Consider the following 21,802-nt stretch of genomic DNA (forward strand, 5'->3'; position numbering starts at 1 on the left):
TATACATGAGAGTAGAATGAAATTTATTTTTACATTAATAGAAGATGAAATAGGGTAGGTTAAGTGTAAGAAAGGGAGCAATATATGAATTTATATGAAGATGAGCGTTTAGATTACTTATTAGCGCAAGATATGAAGATTGTACAAAGTCCATCAGTATTTAATTTTTCTTTGGATGCTGTTTTACTTGCAGATTTTGCTTGGGTGCCAATTCAAAAAGGTAATTTACTTGATTTGTGTACAGGTAACGCAGTTATCCCTCTTTTATTAAGTACAAGGACAAAAGGGAAAATTACAGGTGTAGAAATTCAAGAGCGCTTATATGATATGGGAATAAGAAGCGTTCAATACAATAATTTAGCAGAAAGAATTCATTTAATCCATGGAGATTTGAAAGATATGCCGGAGAAACTTGGACGTCATCAATATGATGTTGTAACATGTAATCCTCCTTATTTTCAAACACCACAAACTTCTGAGAAGAATATGAATGAACATTTAGCGATAGCTCGTCATGAAATTATGTGCACACTAGAAGATGTTGTATACGCAAGTAGCCAGCTAGTGAAACAGGGTGGGAAAGTAGCATTTGTACATCGTCCAGGTCGTTTGCTCGACATCGTCACATTAATGCGTAAATACAAAATTGAACCGAAACGTGTGCGATTTGTTTATCCTAAGGCTGGTAAAGAAGCGAATACATTGTTAATTGAAGGAATTAAGGATGGGAATGCTGATTTAAAAATCTTACCACCTCTTTTTGTATATGAAGAAAACAATGAATATACAAAGGAGCTTCGTTCAATTTTATATGGAGAAGAATAAGCATTGTTTTTATGTGGTGGAGTGTTCTGATGGAAGTTATTATGCTGGATACACGAATCATATAGAAAAACGGATTCAGACCCATAATAGTGGAAAAGGTGCTAGATATACACGCGCTAGACTTCCAGTTGTTTTAAAATATGTAGAGGATCATGAGGATAAACGAACGGCTATGCAAGCTGAGTATCACTTTAAGCAGTTAACGAGGAAAAAAAAAGAAGAATATATGCAAAAAGGAGAACGCTATGTGGCAGCAAAAAAGCTTTCAGCAAAATGAAAAGGGAGTTTTATATTTAGTACCGACTCCAATCGGAAATTTAGAGGATATGACATTTCGTGCAATCCGAATTTTAAAAGAGGCAGACATTATTGCAGCGGAAGATACAAGGCAAACGAAGAAACTTTGTAATTACTTTGAAATTGAAACACCAGTTATGAGTTATCATGAGCATAATAAAGGAGTAAGTGGACGGAAAATTTTAGATAAGTTAGAAGAAGGTAAGACTGTAGCCATTGTGAGCGATGCTGGTATGCCATGTATTTCAGATCCTGGTTATGATATCGTTGTAGAGGCTGTAGCAGAACAATATCATGTTATCCCGCTTCCTGGGGCAAATGCAGCCCTTACAGCATTGATTGCATCAGGACTTGAGACAAAACATTTTTATTTCTATGGTTTCCTGCAAAGAAATAAAAAGGGACGTAAGCTTGAATTAGAAAAACTACGCTATATTCCAACTACAATGATGTTTTATGAGGCGCCACATCGTTTAGATGATACTTTAATCTCTATGCAAGAAGTATTAGGAAATAGGGAAATCGTATTATGTCGTGAGCTAACGAAAAAATTTGAAGAGTTTATTCGTGGAACAATTGAAGAAGCGATTGAGTGGACGAAGCAAAATGAAGTTCGTGGTGAGTTTTGTATTTTAGTAGCAGGTTCAACAGAAGAACCTACTCCAGAAGAACAATGGTGGGAAGCTATTTCAGTATATAATCATATTGAACATTATATAAATGAAAAAGGTATGAATTCAAAAGAAGCGATAAAAACAGTCGCTAAAGATCGAGATTTGTCGAAACGAGACGTATATCAAATCTATCATGTGGATAAAAAATAAGCTTCTCATAATTGAGAAGCTTATTTTGCTGTTTCGATATAATCTTGAAGTTCGTTTAAGACTTGTTCAGCGCCTTCTTTACTTAAGATAATTTTACCTTCAGCTAAAGATAGGTTACCATCAGATACTTCACCAGTTACTTGGCAAGTCATGTTTGGTTTATATTTCTTTAAGATGATTTTTTCATCATCAACGTAGATTTCAAGAGCATCCTTTTCTGCAATACCTAAAGTACGGCGTAATTCGATTGGAATTACTACACGACCTAATTCATCAACTTTACGAACGATACCAGTAGATTTCATAATTCTTTTCCTCCTAAATAAATAGTTTATAAGTTTCGAGTCTATTTTTTTGATTCGTCATTTTTCGACAAAATACCCTATGGACATATGATACCAATCATTTACATTTCCGTCAATTATTAAATTCTATATTTTTAAAAAAGATTTATAGATTTTTATACTTCTTATATATGATAGAATGTAAGTCATTTCTACAATTGTTTTGTATTATTTTTTGTAATGTTTATACTTTTCGGGAAATACATTGTATATTTTTTTTGAATATGAGTAATAGATGATAAAGATATCGAGCATTAACTCGTTTTTATCCCGCTATTTGCGAGCAGTAAGACTCCCACTTCAAAATTTAGCCGGAGCAAAGAAGTTAAGTGGGAGATCAACTGCTCGTAAAAGCCCGATTGGTGTGAGCTAATAATCCATGGGGGATGAACCCTCCCCACGGATTAAAGTTTCACTTTATATATGAGTTTTTGATATACTGTTTATAAATACATATGAGGTTATTCGGGAGGTCCAAAACGATGAAAGAGGAAAATAAGTCCTTTTATATTACTACCCCAATTTATTATCCAAGTGGAAAGTTACACATTGGACATGCTTATACGACAGTAGCAGGAGATGCGATGGCACGATATAAGCGTATGCAAGGATACAATGTTCATTATTTAACAGGAACTGATGAGCATGGACAGAAGATCCAAAAGAAAGCAGAAGAACTAAATGTTACACCACAGGCATATGTGGATAACATTGTATCAGGGATTAAAGAACTTTGGGAGAAGATGGATATCTCTTATGATGATTTTATTCGTACAACTGAAGATCGTCATAAAGATGTTGTTGAGAAAATCTTCAAGCAGCTAGTAGATCAAGGCGATATTTATCTTGATGAATATGAAGGTTGGTATTCTGTACAAGATGAAACATTCTATACAGCGCATCAATTAGTAGATCCAATTATGGAAGGTGACAAAGTAGTTGGTGGAAAAAGCCCAGATAGTGGTCACGCTGTAGAACTTGTTCGCGAAGAGTCTTATTTCTTTAGAATGGGTAAATATGTAGACCGACTATTAAAGTTCTATGAAGATAACCCACATTTCATTCAGCCGGAGTCCCGTAAAAATGAAATGATTAATAACTTCATTAAACCAGGATTAGAAGATTTAGCTGTTTCTCGTACTTCATTTGACTGGGGAGTTCGTGTTCCAGGTAACCCAAAACACGTTATTTACGTATGGGTAGATGCGTTGTCTAATTACATTACTGCATTAGGATATGGAACAGAAAATGAAGAGAAGTATAAAAAATTCTGGCCAGCAGATGTCCATTTAGTTGGGAAAGAAATCGTTCGTTTCCACACAATTTATTGGCCAATTATTTTAATGGCTTTAGATTTACCACTTCCGAAGAAAGTCTTTGCTCATGGCTGGATTTTAATGAAGGATGGGAAAATGAGTAAGTCAAAAGGAAACGTAGTAGATCCAGTTACACTAATTGATCGTTACGGATTAGATGCATTGCGTTACTACTTACTTCGCGAAGTTCCATTTGGATCTGATGGAGTATTCACACCAGAAGGATTTGTTGAACGAATCAACTTTGATTTAGCGAATGATTTAGGTAACTTATTAAATCGTACAGTAGCTATGATTGATAAATACTTTAACGGGGAAATCCCTGCATTTAAAGCAAATGTAACTGAGTTCGATGAAACGTTAGTGACATTTGCCAAAGATACATTGAAAAAAGTAGAAGAGGCAATGGAGAATATGGAATTCTCTGTAGCGCTAAGTTCCATTTGGCAATTAGTTAGCCGTACGAACAAATATATTGATGAAACGCAGCCGTGGGTATTAGCGAAGGATGAGAATGATCGCGAAAAACTTGCGTCTGTAATGGCCCACTTAGCTGAGGTACTTCGTCAAACAGGTATTATGCTTATGCCATTCCTAACAGTAGCACCAAGTAAGATGTTTGCTCAACTTGGACTTACTGAAGAGGCGCATAAATCTTGGGAAAGCCTATCTACAATTGGATGTATTCCAGCTGGAACAAAAGTAGAAAAAGGAAACCCAATCTTCCCTCGTTTGGAAATGGAAGTAGAAGTGGGGTATATTAAAGAACAAATGCAAGGTTCTGCTCCTAAAGTAGAAGAGAAAAAAGCAGAAGAACCAAAGGCAGAAGAAATTACAATTGATGATTTCTTTAAAGTAGAATTACGAGTAGCTGAAGTAATATCCGCTGAACCTGTGAAAAAAGCAGATAAGTTGTTAAAAATTCAGCTTGATTTAGGTACAGAGAAGCGCCAAGTGGTTTCTGGGATTGCTAAATTCTATTCCCCAGAAGAACTAAAAGGTAAAAAGGTTATTTGTGTAACGAATTTAAAACCTGTAAAATTACGTGGTGAATTATCACAAGGTATGATTTTAGCAGGTGAAGAGAATGGCGTATTGTCATTAGCATCAATTGACCAGAATTTACCAAATGGTACAAAAATCAAGTAATTGAGACAAGAAAAGAGATGTTTCACGTGTAACATTGGTGAAGCGTCTTTTTTCTTTTTACATTCCGTTTTTTGCATTAAAATTGAAGTATTGTTATCGTTAAGTTAGAAAGAGTGTAGTTTTTCTATGAGAGAATTGATTTCAATATAAAAGGAGTTATTTATTATGTTGTTTGATACACATTCACATTTAAATGCAGAGCAATTTGAAGAAGATTTACAAGAAGTTATCGCGAGAATGAAAGAAGCGGGAGTTACATATACAGTTGTTGTTGGATTTGATGAAGTAACGATAAAGAAAGCAATTGAATTAGCAGAGGCTTATGATTTTATTTACGCTGCAGTTGGATGGCATCCTGTTGATGCAATCGATATGAAAGAAGAACATTTAGCTTGGTTAGAAGAATTAGCGGCTCATCCTAAAGTAGTTGCAATTGGGGAAATGGGATTAGATTATCACTGGGATAAGTCTCCAAAAGAAATACAGAAGGAAGTATTCCGTAAACAAATTGCATTAGCGAAAAAGGTGAAATTACCGATTATTATACATAACCGCGATGCAACTCAAGATATTGTTGATATCCTAGAGGAAGAGAATGCAGCTGAAGTAGGGGGCATTATGCATTGCTTTAGCGGTAGTGTAGAAGTAGCGCAGCGATGTGTCGATATGAACTTTTTAATTTCATTAGGTGGGCCAGTAACATTTAAAAATGCCAAGAAACCGAAAGAAGTTGCTATGGAGATTCCGTTAGAAAAATTATTGATAGAGACAGATTGCCCGTATTTAACACCACACCCATTTCGAGGGAAACGAAATGAACCTAGTTATGTAAAACTGGTAGCAGAAGAAATTGCGAATTTAAAAGGAATTTCTTATGACGAAGTAGCACAAGTAACAACAAAGAATGCCAAATCCTTATTTGGTGTTGAATAAAAAAGAATGGGGAGTCCCATTCTTTTTTTGTTTTTTGAGAAGAGAGATAGTAGAAGTGATAAGAACCCACTATTTACTCATAACATAAGTGTAGAAATATTGCGGATAAATTAAGATGGAGATAGAAGTGTTACAATAAGGATAGTGAACAAAGATTTTTCTCTTCTACTTTTTAAAATGTACGATTTGGAAAATAATAATGGAAAAGTCGTCATTTTTTTGTTTTACTAAGTAGAGATGAAAAGAGTGTGGAGGCAAGCATGAAAATTAAAGAGATTATCGTTGTAGAAGGTAAAGATGATACAGTTGCGATTAAACGTGCTGTTGATGCGGATACAATCGAAACGAACGGTTCAGCAATCGGTGATCACGTTATTGAGCAAGTTAAATTAGCGCAGCAAAAACGAGGCGTTATTATTTTCACAGATCCGGATTATCCTGGAGAGCGTATTCGAAAAATTATTTCTGACAAGGTTCCTGGATGTAAGCATGCTTTTTTAACGAAGGAAGAAGCACTTGCTAAAAGGAAAAAAGGTGTTGGAATCGAACATGCTTCTAATGAGTCGATTCGCCGTGCTTTAGAGAATATACATGAAGAAATGGAAGCTTACACAAGTGAAATTAGTTGGAGTGATCTAGTCGATGCGGGCTTAGTGGGCGGAGAAATGGCAAAGAGTCGCAGAGAAAGAGTGGGTAAGCTATTAAAGATTGGTTATACAAACGCAAAACAGTTACATAAACGTTTACAAATGTTTCAGGTTTCAAAGGAATCATTTGCAGAAGCTTATAAGCAAGTAATACAGGAGGAAAAAAAATGAAGGATATCGCAACACCAAATCGTACGAAAGACATTGTTGAAAAGTATGGATTTTCATTCAAAAAAAGTTTAGGACAAAATTTTTTAATTGATACGAATGTATTAAATCGTATCGTTGATCACGCAGAAATCGGTTCAGAAAGTGGCGCAATTGAAATTGGACCAGGTATCGGTGCGTTAACAGAGCAATTGGCAAAGCGTGCTAAAAAAGTAGTGGCTTTTGAAATTGATCAGAGATTATTACCAATTTTAGACGAGACGTTAGCTCCATATAGCAACGTTACAGTTATAAATAAAGATGTACTAAAAGCAGATGTACATGAAGTGTTTAGTGAGCAATTTAAAGAAGGACAAGATGTAATGGTAGTAGCTAACTTACCATACTATATTACAACGCCAATTTTATTTAAATTGCTTGAAGAAAAATTACCGGTTCGTGGATTTGTTGTTATGATGCAAAAAGAAGTTGGGGATCGTTTAGCTGCTAAACCAGGAACGAAAGAGTATGGTTCTTTATCAATTGCCATTCAGTATTATACAGAGGTAGAAACAGTTATGACTGTACCGCGTACAGTGTTTGTGCCACAACCAAATGTTGATTCTGCGATTATCCGTCTTCTAAAGCGTCCTAAACCAGTTGTAGAAGTGACAGATGAAACTTTCTTCTTTGAAGTAGTACGAGCAAGTTTCGCACAGCGTCGTAAAACTTTAATGAATAATTTATCAAATAATTTAAATGGTTTCCCGAAAGATAAAGAGCTGTTGGATCGAATTTTGATAGAAGTAGGAATTGATCCGAAGCGAAGAGGCGAAACGCTATCTATCGAAGAGTTTGCAACATTAAGTAATGCATTAATTCTTCATAAATTGTCATAAGAATATGAAAGGGACAGTTCAACTTGAGCTGTCCCTTTTGTCACCTTTCCTTTCCTAAATTCATACTTTAAAAACAGGTAAGATGGCCTAACGAGTTTGGAGTTTGGAGGTAGGAGAATGGATTTACATGTTGGAGAATTAGTTGAACGATATTCTCATAATAGGGATATTCTTTTTCGTATTATAGAAATAAAAGGCGATATGGCAATATTATTTGGAGAGGAAATTAGACTTGTGGCGGATGCACCACTTGCAGATTTAGTTAGTATAGATCAACGAGAACATAAAAATAGAGTGAAGCGTGAAAAAGAAACGATGGAGCGTACTTACCGGTTGTTTCAGCAAGATTACGTGTTGATGAAACAAAGACATGAACATAATTCAACTGGTGGATATACAAGTGAAGTGAATTATTTTCAAATGCCAGGACGTGTATTGCATATAGATGGAGATCCTTTATATTTGCGCAAGTGCTTAGATTTATATAATAAAATAGGCGTTCCTGTTCAAGGTATTCATTGTAAGGAAACGGAGATGCATGAAAAGGTAGTAGACTTAATAGATCATTTTCGCCCAGACATTTTAGTTATTACAGGACATGATGCATATACAAAGTCAAAAGGAGTTATGGGAGATTTAGCAGCATATAGACATTCTAGACATTTTGTACAGGCCGTTCGAGAAGTGCGGAAAAAGTATCCATCGTTAGATCAACTCGTTATTTTTGCTGGGGCTTGTCAATCACACTTTGAGGCGTTGATTCGGGCAGGTGCTAATTTTGCTAGTTCACCGTCTAGAATTAATATTCATGCTCTAGATCCTGTATATGTAGTTGGCAAAATTAGTTTCACTTCATTTATGGAAAGAGTAAATGTATGGGACGTTGTGCGTAATACAATTACTGGCGAAAAGGGACTAGGCGGAATTGAAACAAGAGGGATTTTACGAACAGGATTGCCCTTTCAACATTATGACGAATGAGCAAGGTACATACGTATCTTGCTTTTTTATGTGGAAATGATTTAAATGAGTCTGGATAAAAAGCGGCAAGAACGTGCAGACTATACAATGATACTTTTAGAATATAGTATTTCTTCTATCTATTTGAACGCATGATGCTTTTATAATGATATTGTCTGTGAATTGCGGTTAATAATTGGGATAGATATATCGTGTTTTAAGTGTTCAATCTAAATTACAGCGAGGTGTAGCAAAGTATATGTCAAAACGTTTAGATGAAATTAAAAGCGAATTAGATCACCATCTTGGACAGCGACTTATGTTAAAGGCAAATAGTGGGAGAAGAAAAACTGTGGAGCAATCAGGTGTACTTGCAGAAACGTATCGTTCTGTGTTTGTTGTACAATTAGACCAGCAAGAAGATGCATTGCAACGTGTATCTTATAGTTATGCAGATGTTTTAACAGAGACAGTAGAGCTAACATTTTACGATGAATCTCAAAATGAAGTATTTTATAATTAATGTATTTTTCGTTACATATATTCCCATAAATGAAAAGCTATATTATTTTGCATACTAATTATACCGTAGCAAAATAAGGAGGGACTCTGCATTGAGTAGACGAAGAGGAGTCATGTCAAATCAATTTAAAGAAGAGCTTGCAAAAGAGCTTGGATTTTATGATGTTGTTCAGAAAGAAGGATGGGGCGGAATTCGTGCGAAAGATGCTGGTAATATGGTGAAACGTGCTATAGAAATTGCAGAACAGCAATTAATGAAACGAAACCAGTAGTTGTAAGATACTTTCTATGCTACGGTAGCCGAGGAGAGATTCCTCGGCTTTTTGCACGCTAAAAGGTGCCATCATTTGACATAAGTAGTTTCATTCTGAATGCTTTTCGATATAATTAGGGAAGTGTCATCGTCTTACTATAAATTTATGGTAAAATAAACGATAAAAGATTGAGTACATAGAGTGGGTGAATAGATTGAAGCTACTAGTGAAAGCACCAGCAAAGATTAATCTGTCGTTAGATGTACTGGGAAAAAGACAAGATGGATATCATGAAGTGAAAATGATTATGACAACAATCGACTTGGCAGATCGTTTAGAGCTAACGGAATTAGCAGAAGACCGTATTGAAATTTTGTCCCATAATCGGTATGTCCCAGACGACCAACGCAATTTAGCTTATCAAGCAGCGAAATTATTAAAAGTGAAGTTTAATGTAAAAAAAGGTGTGTCTATTACTATTGAAAAAACGATTCCAGTAGCCGCTGGATTAGCAGGTGGAAGTAGTGATGCAGCAGCGACATTACGTGGCCTTAATAAGTTATGGAATTTAGGGCTAACAATCGATGAATTAGCAAAGCTTGGCGCAGAAATTGGATCAGATGTATCGTTCTGTGTATATGGTGGAACTGCTATTGCCACTGGAAGAGGAGAAGAAATTGAACATATAAAGACTCCGCCTTCTTGTTGGGTTGTTTTAGCAAAGCCCCACATTGGTGTATCTACTGCTGACGTGTACGGAAATTTAAAATTAAATCGTGTTACTCATCCAAATGTAGATAAAATGGTTGAAGTCATTAACCATGGCGATTATAAAGGAATTTGTGATACTGTTGGTAACGTTTTAGAAGATGTGACGTTTGCGATGCATCCCGAGGTTGCACGTATTAAATCACAGATGAAACGCTTTGGGGCAGATGCCGTATTAATGAGTGGAAGTGGCCCAACTGTATTTGGTCTTGTACACCATGATTCGCGAATGCACCGCATATATAACGGGTTAAAAGGATTTTGCGAGCAAGTATATGCAGTGCGTTTATTAGGAGAGCGAGAAACGCTTGAATAAAGACGTATAATACGTTATGATTTGTTTAGAATATTCGTGATTTGAGGTGAGAGTATGAAAATTAGACGAAGTACAAGATTGGTCGATCTGACGTATTACTTGTTACAAAATCCTCGTCAGCTAGTTTCTCTCACTTTTTTTGCTGAAAGGTATCAATCGGCTAAATCTTCCATTAGTGAAGATTTAGTTATTATTAAGCAAACGTTTGAACAACAAGGTGTCGGCACATTGCAAACGGTACCAGGAGCAGCAGGAGGAGTGAAATATATTCCTTATATAAGTGAAGAAGAGGCAAATCTGATTATTAACGAGCTTTGTAGCTTATTTGAAAACCCAGACCGTATTTTGCCTGGCGGTTACTTATATATGACGGATCTTTTAAGTAATCCTCGCCAGATTAATGGCGCAGGTCGTTTATTTGCTTCTGTTTTTGCTAGGCAACCAATTGATGCGGTTATGACGGTAGCGACAAAAGGAATTCCGCTTGCTTATGCAGTAGCGAACTACTTAGATGTACCGGTAGTAATTGCGAGAAAAGATAATAAGGTAACAGAAGGACCCACTGTTAGTATTAACTATGTATCAGGTTCCTCTAAGCGAATCCAAACGATGACTTTAGCAAAGCGTAGCCTTCCAGAAGGGTCCAATGTTTTAATTATTGATGACTTTATGAAAGCTGGCGGAACCATTCAAGGTATGATGAGCATGCTAGAAGAGTTTAAAGCTAATGTTGTTGGGATTGGCGTATTAGTAGAGTCTACGGATATTGAAGAAAGACTTATTAATAACTTTGTATCATTAATTCGTCTGTCAGAAGTTGATGTGAAAGAAAAAGCGATTCAAGTGGAAAAGGGGAATTATGCACTTGCACCATTTGATAAAGGGCTTGTAGAGGCTGAGTAAAAAGGTAAAGCAGATAGCTTTACCTTTTTTTATTCCTATTTATAAATTACAAAATAGATGGACAAACTGCCTTTGGTACACTATTTTTAAAGAGTAAAAATAAATAATAAAAGGGTGAAAAGTATGAAAGTTGTTCAAACAAGCAAAGCACCACAGGCAATCGGACCATATTCACAAGGGATTATTGTAAATAATATGTTCTATAGTTCAGGACAAATTCCGTTAACGGCAAGTGGAGAACTTGTAACAGGAGATGTAACAGTACAAACAGAGCAAGTATTTGAAAATTTACAAGCGGTATTAGCAGAAGCAGGTGCTTCATTTGATACAGTGGTAAAAACAACAGTATTCTTGAAGGATATGGATGATTTTAATGCTGTTAATGAAGTATACGGTTCTTATTTCTCTACTCATAAACCAGCGCGTTCTTGTGTACAAGTAGCAAAATTACCGAAAGATGTTTCTGTTGAAATCGAAGTAATTGCCCTAGTTAAGTAACTCTTTGTAAGCGATAACCTCTACTAATCCTTATATTCAACTACAATAAAAATTTTTATCTTAAAAATTTTTAAAAAATTAAAGGAAAAATAGAAATTTTGTGGAATTTATACAAATATATCGCTTATTTAGAAAAGGGTGGTGAACACAAGATGGAAGTAACTGACGTAAGATTACGCCGCGTAAACACAGAAGGCCGCATGAGAGCAATTGCCTCTATTACTCTAGACCATGAATTTGTTGTTCATGATATTCGTGTAATTGATGGTAATAATGGATTATTTGTAGCAATGCCAAGTAAACGTACTCCAGATGGAGAATTCCGTGACATTGCACATCCAATTAATTCTAATACACGCTCTAAAATTCAAGATGCGGTTTTAACAGAGTATCATCGTTTAGGCGAGTTAGAAGAGGTTGAGTTTGAAGAAGCAGGCGCTTCGTAAAATTCGAATGAAAAGGGCTTTTGAAAGAAAGTCTTATAATTTTGTAGCAAACTCCTGTAAGCATTTACAGGAGTTTGTTTTTTTTTGAATAATACACGTTTCTAATTATAAAAATTCATATTTTGAAAAAATAAAGATGAAAAACTTCTAATTTTTTCAAAATCATTTAAAATAGTATAGCTTATTCCTTAAAAAAGATACTAAAGAGTAAAACATCTTATAAGAATTATGGTAAAATTTAATAGTTATAATGTGTTTCTTGAAATATATGATGATTTAGGATAATATCGTTAATGGATAAATAGGTTGCGATGGAGGGTCTATATGTCAAACAGATTTGCAGTGATTCTAGCTGCAGGTAAAGGCACACGTATGAAGTCCAAGCTATACAAAGTGCTGCATCCTGTATGTGGAAAACCAATGGTACAACATGTAGTCAATGAAGTATCTCAATTAGGATTGCAGAAACTTGTAACAGTCGTTGGACATGGTGCTGAAAAGGTACAAGAACAGCTAGGAAACGTAAGTGAGTTTGCATTACAAGCAGAACAACTTGGTACAGCTCATGCTGTCGATCAAGCTGCAAGTGTACTTGCAAATGAAGAGGGAACAACTTTAGTTATTTGTGGTGATACACCTCTAATAACTGCTGAAACGATGGAAGCATTGCTTCAGCAACACGAAGAAGCGGGAGCAATGGCGACGGTACTAACAGCGTACATAGAAGAGCCTGCTGGATATGGCCGTATCGTTCGTAATGAGAATGGTCATGTTGAAAAGATTGTTGAGCATAAGGATGCAAATGAAAAAGAATTAGCTATTAAAGAAATCAATACAGGTACGTATTGTTTTGATAATAAAGCTTTATTTGCTTCACTTTCTAAAGTTTCAAATGATAATGTACAGGGCGAATATTACCTTCCGGACGTTATTGAAATTTTAAAAAATGAAGGTCATATTGTATCAGCTTATCAAACAGAGCACTTCGATGAAACGTTAGGTGTTAACGACAGAGTCGCTCTATCGCAAGCGGAAATTATTATGAAAAATCGTATCAACAGAAAGAACATGGTAAATGGTGTTACAATTATTGATCCAAGTAACACATACATTTCTGCGGATGCAATTATTGGTAGTGATACAGTTCTTCACCCAGGAACGGTTATTGAGGGGAACACTGTAATTGGTTCTGATTGTGAAATTGGACCGCATACAGTAATTCGCGATAGTGAAATTGGAGATCGTACGGTAATTCGTCAATCTACTGTACATGACAGCAAACTTGGTACAGAAGTATCAGTTGGTCCATTTGCACATATTCGCCCAGATTCAGTTATTGGAGATGAAGTGCGCGTTGGAAACTTCGTAGAAATCAAAAAAACTGTTTTTGGTAATAGAAGTAAAGCTTCACACTTAAGTTATATCGGGGATGCACAAGTTGGAGAAGACGTGAATCTTGGTTGTGGTTCAATTACGGTGAACTACGACGGCAAGAATAAATTTAAAACTGTAATTGGTAACGGGGTATTTATTGGATGTAATTCAAACCTTGTTGCTCCTGTAACAGTTGAAGATGGTGCTTATGTGGCAGCAGGCTCTACAATAACAGAGAATGTTCCATCAAAAGCATTATCAGTAGCACGTGCACGTCAAGTTAACAAAGAAGACTATGTTGATCAATTGCTGAATAAGAAAAAATCATAATGTGGAGGGTTAATCTAGATGTCGACTCAATATCTAAATTCTAATTTGAAAGTATTCTCTTTAAACTCTAATAAGGAACTTGCTGAGCAAATCGCAAAGCATATTGGAGTAGGACTAGGAAAATGTTCTGTTGATCGTTTTAGTGATGGAGAAGTTCAAATTAACATTGAAGAAAGTATCCGTGGTTGCGATGTATTCATTATTCAATCTACAAGCTTCCCAGTAAACGAACATATCATGGAATTACTTATTATGATTGATGCATTAAAACGTGCATCTGCAAAAACAATTAATATTGTTATTCCTTACTATGGTTATGCGCGTCAAGACCGTAAAGCGCGTTCTCGTGAACCAATTACATCGAAACTTGTAGCAAACTTGCTTGAAACAGCAGGTGCAACTCGTGTAATCACTCTAGATTTACATGCTCCGCAAATTCAAGGATTCTTTGATATCCCGATCGACCACTTAATGGGTGTACCGATTCTTTCAGACTACTTTGAAGCAAAAGGCCTTAAAGATATCGTAATCGTATCTCCTGATCACGGTGGTGTAACGCGTGCTAGAAAAATGGCGGATCGCCTAAAAGCGCCAATCGCTATTATTGATAAGCGTCGTCCTCGTCCGAATGTATCAGAGGTAATGAACATTATCGGTAACATTGAAGGCAAAACAGCAATTTTAATTGATGACATCATTGATACAGCTGGTACAATTACATTAGCGGCAAACGCTCTTGTTGAGAACGGTGCTTCTGAAGTATATGCTTGCTGTACACACCCAGTATTATCTGGTCCAGCAATTGAGCGTATTCAAAATTCGAATATTAAAGAGTTAGTTGTAACGAACTCTATCGTATTACCAGAAGAGAAGAAAATTGATAAAGTACATGAACTTTCAGTTGCTCCATTAATCGGAGAAGCAATCATTCGTGTATACGAAGAAGAATCTGTAAGTGTATTATTCAATTAATTGGATAGAATGAGACGTAACCAAGCTTGGTTACGTCTTTTCGTATCGAAAAAAGAAAGTAGTGGTACAAGAATGAAATTAATAGTAGGACTTGGGAACCCAGGTAGAGAATATGAATTAACAAGGCATAATATTGGATTTATGGCAATCGATGAACTTGCAAAACGTTGGAGTATTTCTTTGAATGAACAAAAGTTTAAAGGGGTATTTGGCGCAGGTTTTGTTAATGGGGAAAAAGTAATCTTACTAAAGCCACTTACATATATGAATTTATCTGGGGAAAGTATCCGTCCACTCATGGATTATTATAAAATTGATGTCGAGGACTTCATTGTTATGTACGATGATTTAGATATTCCTGTAGGTAAATTACGCCTTCGCATGAAAGGTAGTGCGGGTGGACATAATGGTGTGAAATCAACAATTTCACATTTAGGAACACAAGAATTTCAACGTATCCGCATGGGAATCGATCGTCCGAAAAATGGGATAAAAGTAGTGGATTACGTATTAGGACGTTTTACATCTGAAGAAATATCTGGCGTTAATCAATCCATTGAAAATGCAGCAGATGCATGTGAGGAATGGTTAAATAAACCTTTTCTCCAAATCATGAATACTTTTAATAGTTAAGCGCACAATCTGGAATATTTTATTTTGTTTTATCCCATACTAGTAGCAATTGGATATTTAGGAGGCTAGTATGGAAGGTTATTATTACTGTAGACATTGTGGAAGTAATGTGGGCTCCATTATCGCAGAAAAAGTATATAGCGACGTTTTGTTTCAACTAACAGAGCAAGAAGTAGTGGATATGATTCATTTTCATGAGAATGGAAATATATATATAAAAACGATTTGTGAATCGTGTCAAGAAACGCTCGCATCTTATCCTGAGTATTATGAATATGAAAAATTTCTGCAATAAAATGTTGTCGCTTTGGCGTGTCCAAAGCATTTTTCTGTTTTCTTTTTCCAAAATATTTGCATAAAATATAGTAACTTGCTCTTTATGTTGAGAGGAGTTTTGAAAATGATAGGTTTATTAGAGCAATTTTATAAAAATGAAGAAATACAATCGGTTATTAATGGGCTAGAAGATGGGTTGAAAGAACAACTTGTATCGGGTATGGCAACATCCTCTCGTTCATTATTAATGGCAGCTTTATATAAAAAGACAAAGCAATCACAACTTATCGTGACGCACAATTTATACCAAGCACAAAAAGTACATGAAGATTTAGTGGCGTTACTTGGTGAAAAAGATGTTTGGCTATATCCGGTAAATGAATTGATAGCATCGGAGGTTGGTGTTGCAAGTCCAGAATTGAAGGCACAGCGTATTGAAGTGTTAAATCGCTTAGCTGCAGGAGAGAATGGGATTATTGTAGCGCCAGTTGCAGGGCTGCGTAGGTTTTTACCAATAAAAGAATTATGGAAGCAAAGGCAAATTGAAATCAATCTAGGGCAAGAGATTGATTTAGATGCACTCTTGCATACTTTACATCATATTGGCTACGAGCGTAAGTCAATGGTAGAAGCTCCAGGAGAGTTCAGTTTACGCGGGGGAATATTAGATATTTACCCATTAACGGAAGAATTACCGTTTCGTATTGAATTCTTCGATACAGAAGTCGATTCTATTCGATTGTTTGATGTGGATGAACAGCGTTCTCAAGATAAAAAGGAAAGTGTTAAGTTCGGTCCAGCAACAGAGTTTTTATTTTCACAGGAAGAATTGAAATCGGGAATTAAGCATCTTGAAGAAGGTTTGACTAAGACGATGCAAAAGCTTTCCGATGATAAATTAAAGACTACTGTGCTTGAGACGGTTAGTCATGAAATTGAAATGTTGAAAAACGGGCAGAGTATAGAACAAATGTTTAAATATTTATCTATTTTCTATAAAGAACCTGCTAGTCTGATAGATTATTTACCAGAAAATGGTGTTGTAATTTTAGATGAGATTTCCCGTATTCAAGAAACAGCATCACATCTTGAAACAGAAGAAGCGGAATGGTATATCTCACTTCTTGGCGAAGGAACAATTATTCAGGATTTATCTTTCTCCCACTCGTTTGAGGAGTTTCTTCATAATAAAAAAAGAAGTTTTGTATATTTAACGTTATTCTTACGCCATATAGCACACACACATCCTCAAAATATTGTAAATGTGACATGTAAAACGATGCAAGATTTCCACGGACAGATGCATTTGTTAAAAACTGAAATTGATAGATGGAATGAAGGTAATTTTACGACCGTTGTGCTTGGAACAGATGATGAACGTGTAAAAAAACTACAACATATTTTAAGTGATTATGATATTGATGCAGACATTGTAGAGGCGACAGATATCTTATTGCCTGGAAGGTTACAAATTGCTGTAGGTGATTTACATGCAGGCTTTGAAATGCCGATGCAAAAGTTTGTTGTCATTACTGAAAAGGAGCTTTTTCATAAGAAGGTTAAAAAATCACAACGTAAGCAAAAGTTATCTAACGCTGAACGTATTAAAAGTTATTCGGAATTAAAAGTTGGAGACCATGTAGTTCATGTAAATCATGGTATAGGTAAATTTTTAGGTATTGAGACATTAGAGATTAATGGTGTTCATAAAGATTATTTAAATATTAAATATCAAGGTAATGATAAGTTATACGTTCCAATTGAACAAATTGATCAAGTGCAAAAATACGTAGGGTCTGAAGGTAAGGAACCAAAAGTTTATAAATTAGGCGGAAATGATTGGAAGAAGGTCAAAACGAAAGTTGAAAAATCTGTACAAGACATTGCAGATGACCTAATTAAATTATATGCCGAGCGTGAAGCTTCGAAAGGTTATGCATATACACCAGATACGGCAGAGCAACAAGAGTTTGAATCTTTATTCCCATATCAAGAGACAGAGGATCAATTACGTTCTATTGAAGAGATTAAGAAAGATATGGAACGCGGACGTCCGATGGATAGGCTTCTTTGTGGTGACGTAGGATATGGAAAGACGGAAGTAGCTATTCGTGCGGCATTTAAAGCAATTATGGATGAAAAACAAGTTGCGATTTTAGTACCAACAACAATCCTTGCACAACAACACTATGAAACAATTCGAGAGCGTTTTCAAGATTACCCGATTAATATAGGGTTACTAAGTAGATTCCGCACACGAAAACAACAAAATGAAACGATTAAAGGTTTAAAAGATGGAACGGTGGATATTGTAATCGGAACGCATCGTATTTTATCTAAAGATGTTACTTATAAAGATTTAGGACTTCTTATTATTGATGAAGAACAAAGATTCGGCGTTACACATAAAGAAAAAATTAAACAATTGAAAGCAAATGTTGACGTGTTAACATTAACGGCAACTCCGATTCCACGTACACTTCATATGTCTATGCTTGGTGTGCGCGATTTATCTGTTATTGAGACACCACCAGAGAATCGTTTCCCAGTACAAACATATGTAGTAGAGTATAATCCAGCGTTAATGCGAGAAGCGATAGAGCGAGAGTTAGCAAGAGGCGGTCAAATTTACTTCCTATATAACCGTGTGGAGGATATTGAAAGAAAAGCAGATGAAATTTCGATGTTAGTTCCAGATGCTCGTGTAACATACGCACATGGGAAAATGAATGAAGGTGAATTAGAGTCTGTTATGCTATCGTTTTTAGAAGGGCAGCATGATGTTCTTGTAAGTACGACAATTATTGAGACGGGTGTAGATATTCCGAATGTAAATACATTAATTGTATTTGATGCAGATCGTATGGGATTATCGCAGTTGTATCAGCTTCGTGGTCGTGTTGGGCGTTCTAATCGCGTCGCGTATGCATACTTTGCATACAAACGTGATAAAGTGTTATCGGAAGTTGCAGAGAGGCGTCTGCAAGCAATTAAAGAGTTTACAGAGCTTGGATCTGGTTTCAAAATTGCGATGAGAGACTTATCAATTCGTGGTGCGGGTAATTTGTTAGGGGCAGAACAACATGGATTTATTGATTCTGTCGGATTTGATCTATATTCTCAAATGTTAAAAGATGCAATTGAGCAACGTAGAGGAACAGACGGAGTTGAAAATACCGTTAATGTTGAAATTGATTTAGAAGTAGATGCATATTTACCGGATGCGTACATTTCAGATAGTAAACAAAAAATTATGATGTATAAACAATTTAGAGGTATTTCTGCAATTGAAGATATTGAAGAGCTGCAGGAAGAGATGATCGACAGATTTGGTGATTATCCACAAGAAGTTGGTTATTTATTACAAATTGCAAACATTAAAGTGTTGGCAATGAAAGAACAAATTGAGTTAATTAAGCAAAATAAATTTGAAGTAACATTCCTGTTTTCTGAACAAGCGAGCCAAAATATAGATGGTGGAAAATTATTCATGCTAGGAAGTAGTTTTGGCCGTATGATCGGTCTTGGTATGGAGGGGTCACAATTGAAAATTGTGATGAAAACGAATGGATTAGAGACGTCGAAATGGTTAACAATTGCTGAAAATTTATTAAAAGGCTTGCCAGATGTAAAAAAAGAAGTAATAAATGCCTAATATAAGATAAAAAATACAATTCGACGTGCATAGAAGAACTAATGTGTAAAATACTATGTTTAATAGTTGGTGATTTTTACATGAACAGGTAAATTCACCACTTTGATCATCAGTAGAAAGTGAGGCAGCATTAGAATGAAAGCAACTGGAATCGTACGTCGAATTGATGATTTAGGCAGGGTAGTAATTCCGAAGGAAATTCGTAGAACTTTACGTATTCGTGAGGGAGATCCACTAGAAATATTTGTTGATCGCGATGGAGAAGTGATTTTGAAAAAATATTCTCCAATTAGTGAACTAGGTAATTTTGCAAAGGAATATACGGAAGCTTTATACGATAGCTTAGGACATAATGTGCTTGTATGCGATCGTGATTCTATTATCGCAGTAGCAGGCGCATCTAAAAAAGAATACTTAAATAAAAGTGTTGGCGATTTAATTGAGAAGACAATGGAAGAGCGTAAGTCTGTAATTATGACAGATGAAAGCGAAATTTCAATTATTGATGGAGTAACAGAAAAAGTGAGCTCTTATACAATTGGCTCGATTATTGCAAATGGAGATCCAATCGGAGCTGTCGTTATCTTCTCTAAAGAGGCTATTATAAGTGAAGTAGAGCATAAATCAGTAAATACAGCTGCAAGCTTTTTAGCGAAACAAATGGAGCAGTAGCGAAGTGTAATTTCTATAAGTAGCAATCTTTCCTAATTATGATATTTCTATTTGAGAAATTAACTATTTGGAGATATAAGTATATTGAACGAAGGTAGCGCTTTGCTACCTTTTTTCATTGAATATTTTTGCTGTTGAAAGAAGTCAGTGAATGTAAGGAATATGAAGGAGAGCCAGTTTTTCTTTGTGATATAATACGAGGGGTGAGAATAGAAAAAGGAGTTTTCTTGTATGGAAGCGAAGAAGTACCAAGCCTTTTGGCGTGGGGCTATTATATTAACAATCGCAAGTTTTGTTACGAAGGTATTAAGCGCTTTTTACCGTATTCCATATCAAAATATAGCGGGTGATGTTGGTTTTTATATTTACCAACAAATTTATCCGTTTTATGGATTTTGTTTGATTTTAGCTACTTATGGGTTTCCCATTATTATTTCAAAAATGGTCGCAGAAAGATTAGAACGAGGAAAACAAAAAGAAGCAGAAGAAATTATTTGTGTATCTTTTTGGTTTTTATTAGGAATTGGATTTATAGGATTTTTCACATTATTCTTTGGGGCCAAAACAATTGCATCGGCTATGGGCGATATACATTTAGATAAATTATTACGCGTTATTTCGTTTTCATTCCTACTAATGCCATTTTTATCTGTAGCGAGAGGATATTTTCAAGGATTCAATAATATGATGCCGACGGCTGTTTCGCAAGTAATTGAACAAACGATTCGTGTTTCTATTATTGTATTTTTATCACTATTCCTTATTGCTCATGGATTTGATTTATATACAGTTGGTGCGGGTGCCATGCTAGGTTCAATTGCAGGCGGGCTTATTGGGATTATCGTACTTTTACTTTATATGCGTCATGATTTCCATGCTATTTTCTTCAAAGGATGGAAGGGAATTAGAAATAAAAAAGGGATTGTTCGAATCCTTTTTTGGCAGGGATTAGCGATTTGTGTTAGTAATTTAGTCCTTATTTTTATACAAATGGCGGATTCTATTTCCTTGTATACTTTGCTTATTCGTGCGGGAGAGCAAGTTGAAAATGCAAAGGTACTAAAAGGTGTTTATGATAGAAGTATCCCACTTATGCAATTAGGTACTGTTGTGACAACTTCTTTCTCATTGTCACTTATTCCTATTATTACAGCGGCGAAAGAAAGAGGAGATCTTTCATTTATTCAAGAAAAGGTAAAGTTAGCAATGAAAATAACATTTGTTATTGGATCTGCAGCTGCTATTGGATTAACTTGTATTATTCAACCTACAAATATTATGTTGTTTGAAAATAGTGATGGATCAGATGTGTTATCGATTTTATCTTTATCTATTTTATTTAGTTCATTGTCAATTACAACTGCTTCCATTTTGCAAGGAGTGGGACAAACATTAAAACCAGCAATATTCGTTGTATTTGGAGGTTGTTTGAAGTTAGTTTTAAACTATATATTAATGCCGTATTTTGGTGTAAAGGGAGCTGCAATTGCAACTTTAGTTGCGCTTATTGTAATTGCCTTGCTAAATAGTGTGTTACTTATGCGAGCTGTATCGGAGCCGCTTATTGATAGGCGGAATATGTTAGGTGTAGCTATTAGTGGTATCGGTATGGGGTTTGTATTAATAATCTTTATGCGTATGTTGCGAATGTCCGGATTAGTAATTGATACAGGACATAGAGGAATTGCGACGCTTGAAGCGCTGTTAGGTGTAGCTATCGGTGGATTAGCATATATGTTTTTAATTTTAAAATTTCGTGTATTTACAAAAGAAGAATTAGGAACCGTTATGAAACAAGAGAAAAAAGAAGGTTCATTGAAGAAGAGTGGATAGAGGTGACTG

General features: G+C 35.5%; 22 protein-coding genes. 21 read left to right on the forward strand and 1 reads right to left on the reverse strand.

Annotated features, from left to right (window positions below; genetic code table 11):
* The first annotated feature begins 84 nt into the window (after nucleotides 1-84).
* The 3 genes from QCI77_RS00205 to rsmI are packed head-to-tail and all read left to right on the forward strand — an operon-like array spanning nucleotide 85 to nucleotide 1,946.
* Nucleotides 85-825 carry a tRNA1(Val) (adenine(37)-N6)-methyltransferase gene (locus QCI77_RS00205; protein ID WP_002029328.1) on the forward strand — a complete coding sequence of 247 codons (741 nt, stop codon included), beginning with the start codon at nucleotides 85-87 and terminating at the stop codon, nucleotides 823-825.
* Nucleotides 812-1,102, forward strand: a complete 291-nt coding sequence (locus QCI77_RS00210) for a GIY-YIG nuclease family protein (protein WP_002130207.1) — start codon at nucleotides 812-814, stop codon at nucleotides 1,100-1,102. The genes QCI77_RS00205 and QCI77_RS00210 overlap by 14 nt, the downstream gene beginning before the upstream one ends.
* Nucleotides 1,071-1,946 (forward strand): 16S rRNA (cytidine(1402)-2'-O)-methyltransferase, encoded by an 876-nt coding sequence (gene rsmI / locus QCI77_RS00215; RefSeq protein ID WP_002143972.1) that lies wholly within the window; start codon nucleotides 1,071-1,073, stop codon nucleotides 1,944-1,946. The genes QCI77_RS00210 and rsmI overlap by 32 nt, the downstream gene beginning before the upstream one ends.
* Before the next feature lie 20 nt (nucleotides 1,947-1,966).
* On the opposite strand, the gene QCI77_RS00220 is transcribed toward rsmI, so the two are convergent.
* Nucleotides 1,967-2,251, reverse strand: a complete 285-nt coding sequence (locus QCI77_RS00220) for a transition state genes transcriptional regulator AbrB (protein WP_000843037.1) — start codon at nucleotides 2,249-2,251, stop codon at nucleotides 1,967-1,969.
* Nucleotides 2,252-2,772: 521 nt separating this feature from the next.
* On the opposite strand from QCI77_RS00220, the gene metG reads away from it, so the two are divergent.
* The 18 genes from metG (at nucleotide 2,773) to QCI77_RS00310 (ending at nucleotide 21,793) form a co-directional block, all read left to right on the forward strand.
* Nucleotides 2,773-4,755, forward strand: coding sequence for a methionine--tRNA ligase (metG, locus tag QCI77_RS00225; RefSeq protein ID WP_002029324.1), 1,983 nt, complete (start codon nucleotides 2,773-2,775; stop codon nucleotides 4,753-4,755).
* 165 nt (nucleotides 4,756-4,920) lie between these two features.
* Entirely contained in the window at nucleotides 4,921-5,688 is a 768-nt protein-coding gene (locus QCI77_RS00230; RefSeq protein ID WP_002009645.1) for a TatD family hydrolase, read from the forward strand.
* A 260-nt stretch (nucleotides 5,689-5,948) separates the two neighbouring features.
* Nucleotides 5,949-6,506, forward strand: a complete 558-nt coding sequence (rnmV, locus tag QCI77_RS00235; RefSeq protein ID WP_002029323.1) for a ribonuclease M5 — start codon at nucleotides 5,949-5,951, stop codon at nucleotides 6,504-6,506.
* The gene (gene rsmA / locus QCI77_RS00240) at nucleotides 6,503-7,381 is read left to right on the forward strand and encodes a 16S rRNA (adenine(1518)-N(6)/adenine(1519)-N(6))-dimethyltransferase RsmA (RefSeq protein WP_353824394.1); all 879 of its coding nucleotides are present in this window, start codon (nucleotides 6,503-6,505) and stop codon (nucleotides 7,379-7,381) included. The genes rnmV and rsmA overlap by 4 nt, the downstream gene beginning before the upstream one ends.
* Nucleotides 7,382-7,498: 117 nt before the next feature.
* Nucleotides 7,499-8,362, forward strand: coding sequence for a sporulation peptidase YabG (gene yabG, locus QCI77_RS00245; RefSeq protein WP_002009651.1), 864 nt, complete (start codon nucleotides 7,499-7,501; stop codon nucleotides 8,360-8,362).
* A gap of 238 nt (nucleotides 8,363-8,600) precedes the next feature.
* Nucleotides 8,601-8,864: a biofilm formation stimulator Veg gene (veg, locus tag QCI77_RS00250; RefSeq protein ID WP_002009653.1), complete on the forward strand. Its 264-nt coding sequence runs from the start codon at nucleotides 8,601-8,603 to the stop codon at nucleotides 8,862-8,864.
* Between the two features lie 91 nt (nucleotides 8,865-8,955).
* Nucleotides 8,956-9,135 (forward strand): acid-soluble spore protein SspF, encoded by a 180-nt coding sequence (gene sspF / locus QCI77_RS00255; RefSeq protein ID WP_002094215.1) that lies wholly within the window; start codon nucleotides 8,956-8,958, stop codon nucleotides 9,133-9,135.
* 196 nt (nucleotides 9,136-9,331) lie between these two features.
* Nucleotides 9,332-10,201, forward strand: coding sequence for a 4-(cytidine 5'-diphospho)-2-C-methyl-D-erythritol kinase (gene ispE, locus QCI77_RS00260; RefSeq protein WP_012260164.1), 870 nt, complete (start codon nucleotides 9,332-9,334; stop codon nucleotides 10,199-10,201).
* 54 nt (nucleotides 10,202-10,255) lie between these two features.
* Complete coding sequence (gene purR, locus QCI77_RS00265; RefSeq protein ID WP_002091587.1) at nucleotides 10,256-11,104, forward strand: pur operon repressor; 849 nt, start codon at nucleotides 10,256-10,258, stop codon at nucleotides 11,102-11,104.
* 123 nt (nucleotides 11,105-11,227) lie between these two features.
* A complete protein-coding gene (locus QCI77_RS00270; protein ID WP_000869819.1) occupies nucleotides 11,228-11,602 on the forward strand; it encodes a RidA family protein in 375 nt (124 codons plus the stop codon).
* 152 nt (nucleotides 11,603-11,754) lie between these two features.
* Entirely contained in the window at nucleotides 11,755-12,048 is a 294-nt protein-coding gene (gene spoVG / locus QCI77_RS00275; RefSeq protein ID WP_000454042.1) for a septation regulator SpoVG, read from the forward strand.
* A gap of 324 nt (nucleotides 12,049-12,372) precedes the next feature.
* A complete protein-coding gene (glmU, locus tag QCI77_RS00280) occupies nucleotides 12,373-13,752 on the forward strand; it encodes a bifunctional UDP-N-acetylglucosamine diphosphorylase/glucosamine-1-phosphate N-acetyltransferase GlmU (protein WP_002091584.1) in 1,380 nt (459 codons plus the stop codon).
* An 18-nt stretch (nucleotides 13,753-13,770) separates the two neighbouring features.
* On the forward strand, nucleotides 13,771-14,724 hold the full coding sequence (locus QCI77_RS00285) for a ribose-phosphate diphosphokinase (protein WP_002091580.1): 954 nt from the start codon (nucleotides 13,771-13,773) through the stop codon (nucleotides 14,722-14,724).
* 72 nt (nucleotides 14,725-14,796) lie between these two features.
* Nucleotides 14,797-15,357: an aminoacyl-tRNA hydrolase gene (gene pth / locus QCI77_RS00290; RefSeq protein WP_087943057.1), complete on the forward strand. Its 561-nt coding sequence runs from the start codon at nucleotides 14,797-14,799 to the stop codon at nucleotides 15,355-15,357.
* A gap of 70 nt (nucleotides 15,358-15,427) precedes the next feature.
* Nucleotides 15,428-15,652 carry an anti-sigma-F factor Fin family protein gene (locus QCI77_RS00295; protein WP_002091576.1) on the forward strand — a complete coding sequence of 75 codons (225 nt, stop codon included), beginning with the start codon at nucleotides 15,428-15,430 and terminating at the stop codon, nucleotides 15,650-15,652.
* Nucleotides 15,653-15,757: 105 nt separating this feature from the next.
* Nucleotides 15,758-19,288 carry a transcription-repair coupling factor gene (gene mfd, locus QCI77_RS00300; protein WP_016102352.1) on the forward strand — a complete coding sequence of 1,177 codons (3,531 nt, stop codon included), beginning with the start codon at nucleotides 15,758-15,760 and terminating at the stop codon, nucleotides 19,286-19,288.
* 135 nt (nucleotides 19,289-19,423) lie between these two features.
* Nucleotides 19,424-19,960, forward strand: a complete 537-nt coding sequence (spoVT, locus tag QCI77_RS00305; RefSeq protein ID WP_002009670.1) for a stage V sporulation protein T — start codon at nucleotides 19,424-19,426, stop codon at nucleotides 19,958-19,960.
* Between the two features lie 231 nt (nucleotides 19,961-20,191).
* Entirely contained in the window at nucleotides 20,192-21,793 is a 1,602-nt protein-coding gene (locus QCI77_RS00310; protein WP_098636434.1) for a putative polysaccharide biosynthesis protein, read from the forward strand.
* Nucleotides 21,794-21,802 lie beyond the last annotated feature (9 nt).

Source organism: Bacillus cereus group sp. MG9, from assembly GCF_040459995.1.
Lineage (GTDB): Bacteria > Bacillota > Bacilli > Bacillales > Bacillaceae_G > Bacillus_A > Bacillus_A mycoides.

What these genes read in the sequence shown, in the direction of transcription:
- QCI77_RS00205 (WP_002029328.1), top strand. Translation starts at nt 85, where the DNA reads ATGAATTTATATGAAGATGAGCGTTTAGATTACTTATTAGCGCAAGAT.
- QCI77_RS00210 (WP_002130207.1), top strand. Translation starts at nt 812, where the DNA reads ATGGAGAAGAATAAGCATTGTTTTTATGTGGTGGAGTGTTCTGATGGA.
- rsmI (WP_002143972.1), top strand. Translation starts at nt 1,071, where the DNA reads ATGTGGCAGCAAAAAAGCTTTCAGCAAAATGAAAAGGGAGTTTTATAT.
- QCI77_RS00220 (WP_000843037.1), bottom strand. Translation starts at nt 2,251, where the DNA reads ATGAAATCTACTGGTATCGTTCGTAAAGTTGATGAATTAGGTCGTGTA.
- metG (WP_002029324.1), top strand. Translation starts at nt 2,773, where the DNA reads ATGAAAGAGGAAAATAAGTCCTTTTATATTACTACCCCAATTTATTAT.
- QCI77_RS00230 (WP_002009645.1), top strand. Translation starts at nt 4,921, where the DNA reads ATGTTGTTTGATACACATTCACATTTAAATGCAGAGCAATTTGAAGAA.
- rnmV (WP_002029323.1), top strand. Translation starts at nt 5,949, where the DNA reads ATGAAAATTAAAGAGATTATCGTTGTAGAAGGTAAAGATGATACAGTT.
- rsmA (WP_353824394.1), top strand. Translation starts at nt 6,503, where the DNA reads ATGAAGGATATCGCAACACCAAATCGTACGAAAGACATTGTTGAAAAG.
- yabG (WP_002009651.1), top strand. Translation starts at nt 7,499, where the DNA reads ATGGATTTACATGTTGGAGAATTAGTTGAACGATATTCTCATAATAGG.
- veg (WP_002009653.1), top strand. Translation starts at nt 8,601, where the DNA reads ATGTCAAAACGTTTAGATGAAATTAAAAGCGAATTAGATCACCATCTT.
- purR (WP_002091587.1), top strand. Translation starts at nt 10,256, where the DNA reads ATGAAAATTAGACGAAGTACAAGATTGGTCGATCTGACGTATTACTTG.
- QCI77_RS00270 (WP_000869819.1), top strand. Translation starts at nt 11,228, where the DNA reads ATGAAAGTTGTTCAAACAAGCAAAGCACCACAGGCAATCGGACCATAT.
- spoVG (WP_000454042.1), top strand. Translation starts at nt 11,755, where the DNA reads ATGGAAGTAACTGACGTAAGATTACGCCGCGTAAACACAGAAGGCCGC.
- glmU (WP_002091584.1), top strand. Translation starts at nt 12,373, where the DNA reads ATGTCAAACAGATTTGCAGTGATTCTAGCTGCAGGTAAAGGCACACGT.
- QCI77_RS00285 (WP_002091580.1), top strand. Translation starts at nt 13,771, where the DNA reads ATGTCGACTCAATATCTAAATTCTAATTTGAAAGTATTCTCTTTAAAC.
- pth (WP_087943057.1), top strand. Translation starts at nt 14,797, where the DNA reads ATGAAATTAATAGTAGGACTTGGGAACCCAGGTAGAGAATATGAATTA.
- QCI77_RS00295 (WP_002091576.1), top strand. Translation starts at nt 15,428, where the DNA reads ATGGAAGGTTATTATTACTGTAGACATTGTGGAAGTAATGTGGGCTCC.
- mfd (WP_016102352.1), top strand. Translation starts at nt 15,758, where the DNA reads ATGATAGGTTTATTAGAGCAATTTTATAAAAATGAAGAAATACAATCG.
- spoVT (WP_002009670.1), top strand. Translation starts at nt 19,424, where the DNA reads ATGAAAGCAACTGGAATCGTACGTCGAATTGATGATTTAGGCAGGGTA.
- QCI77_RS00310 (WP_098636434.1), top strand. Translation starts at nt 20,192, where the DNA reads ATGGAAGCGAAGAAGTACCAAGCCTTTTGGCGTGGGGCTATTATATTA.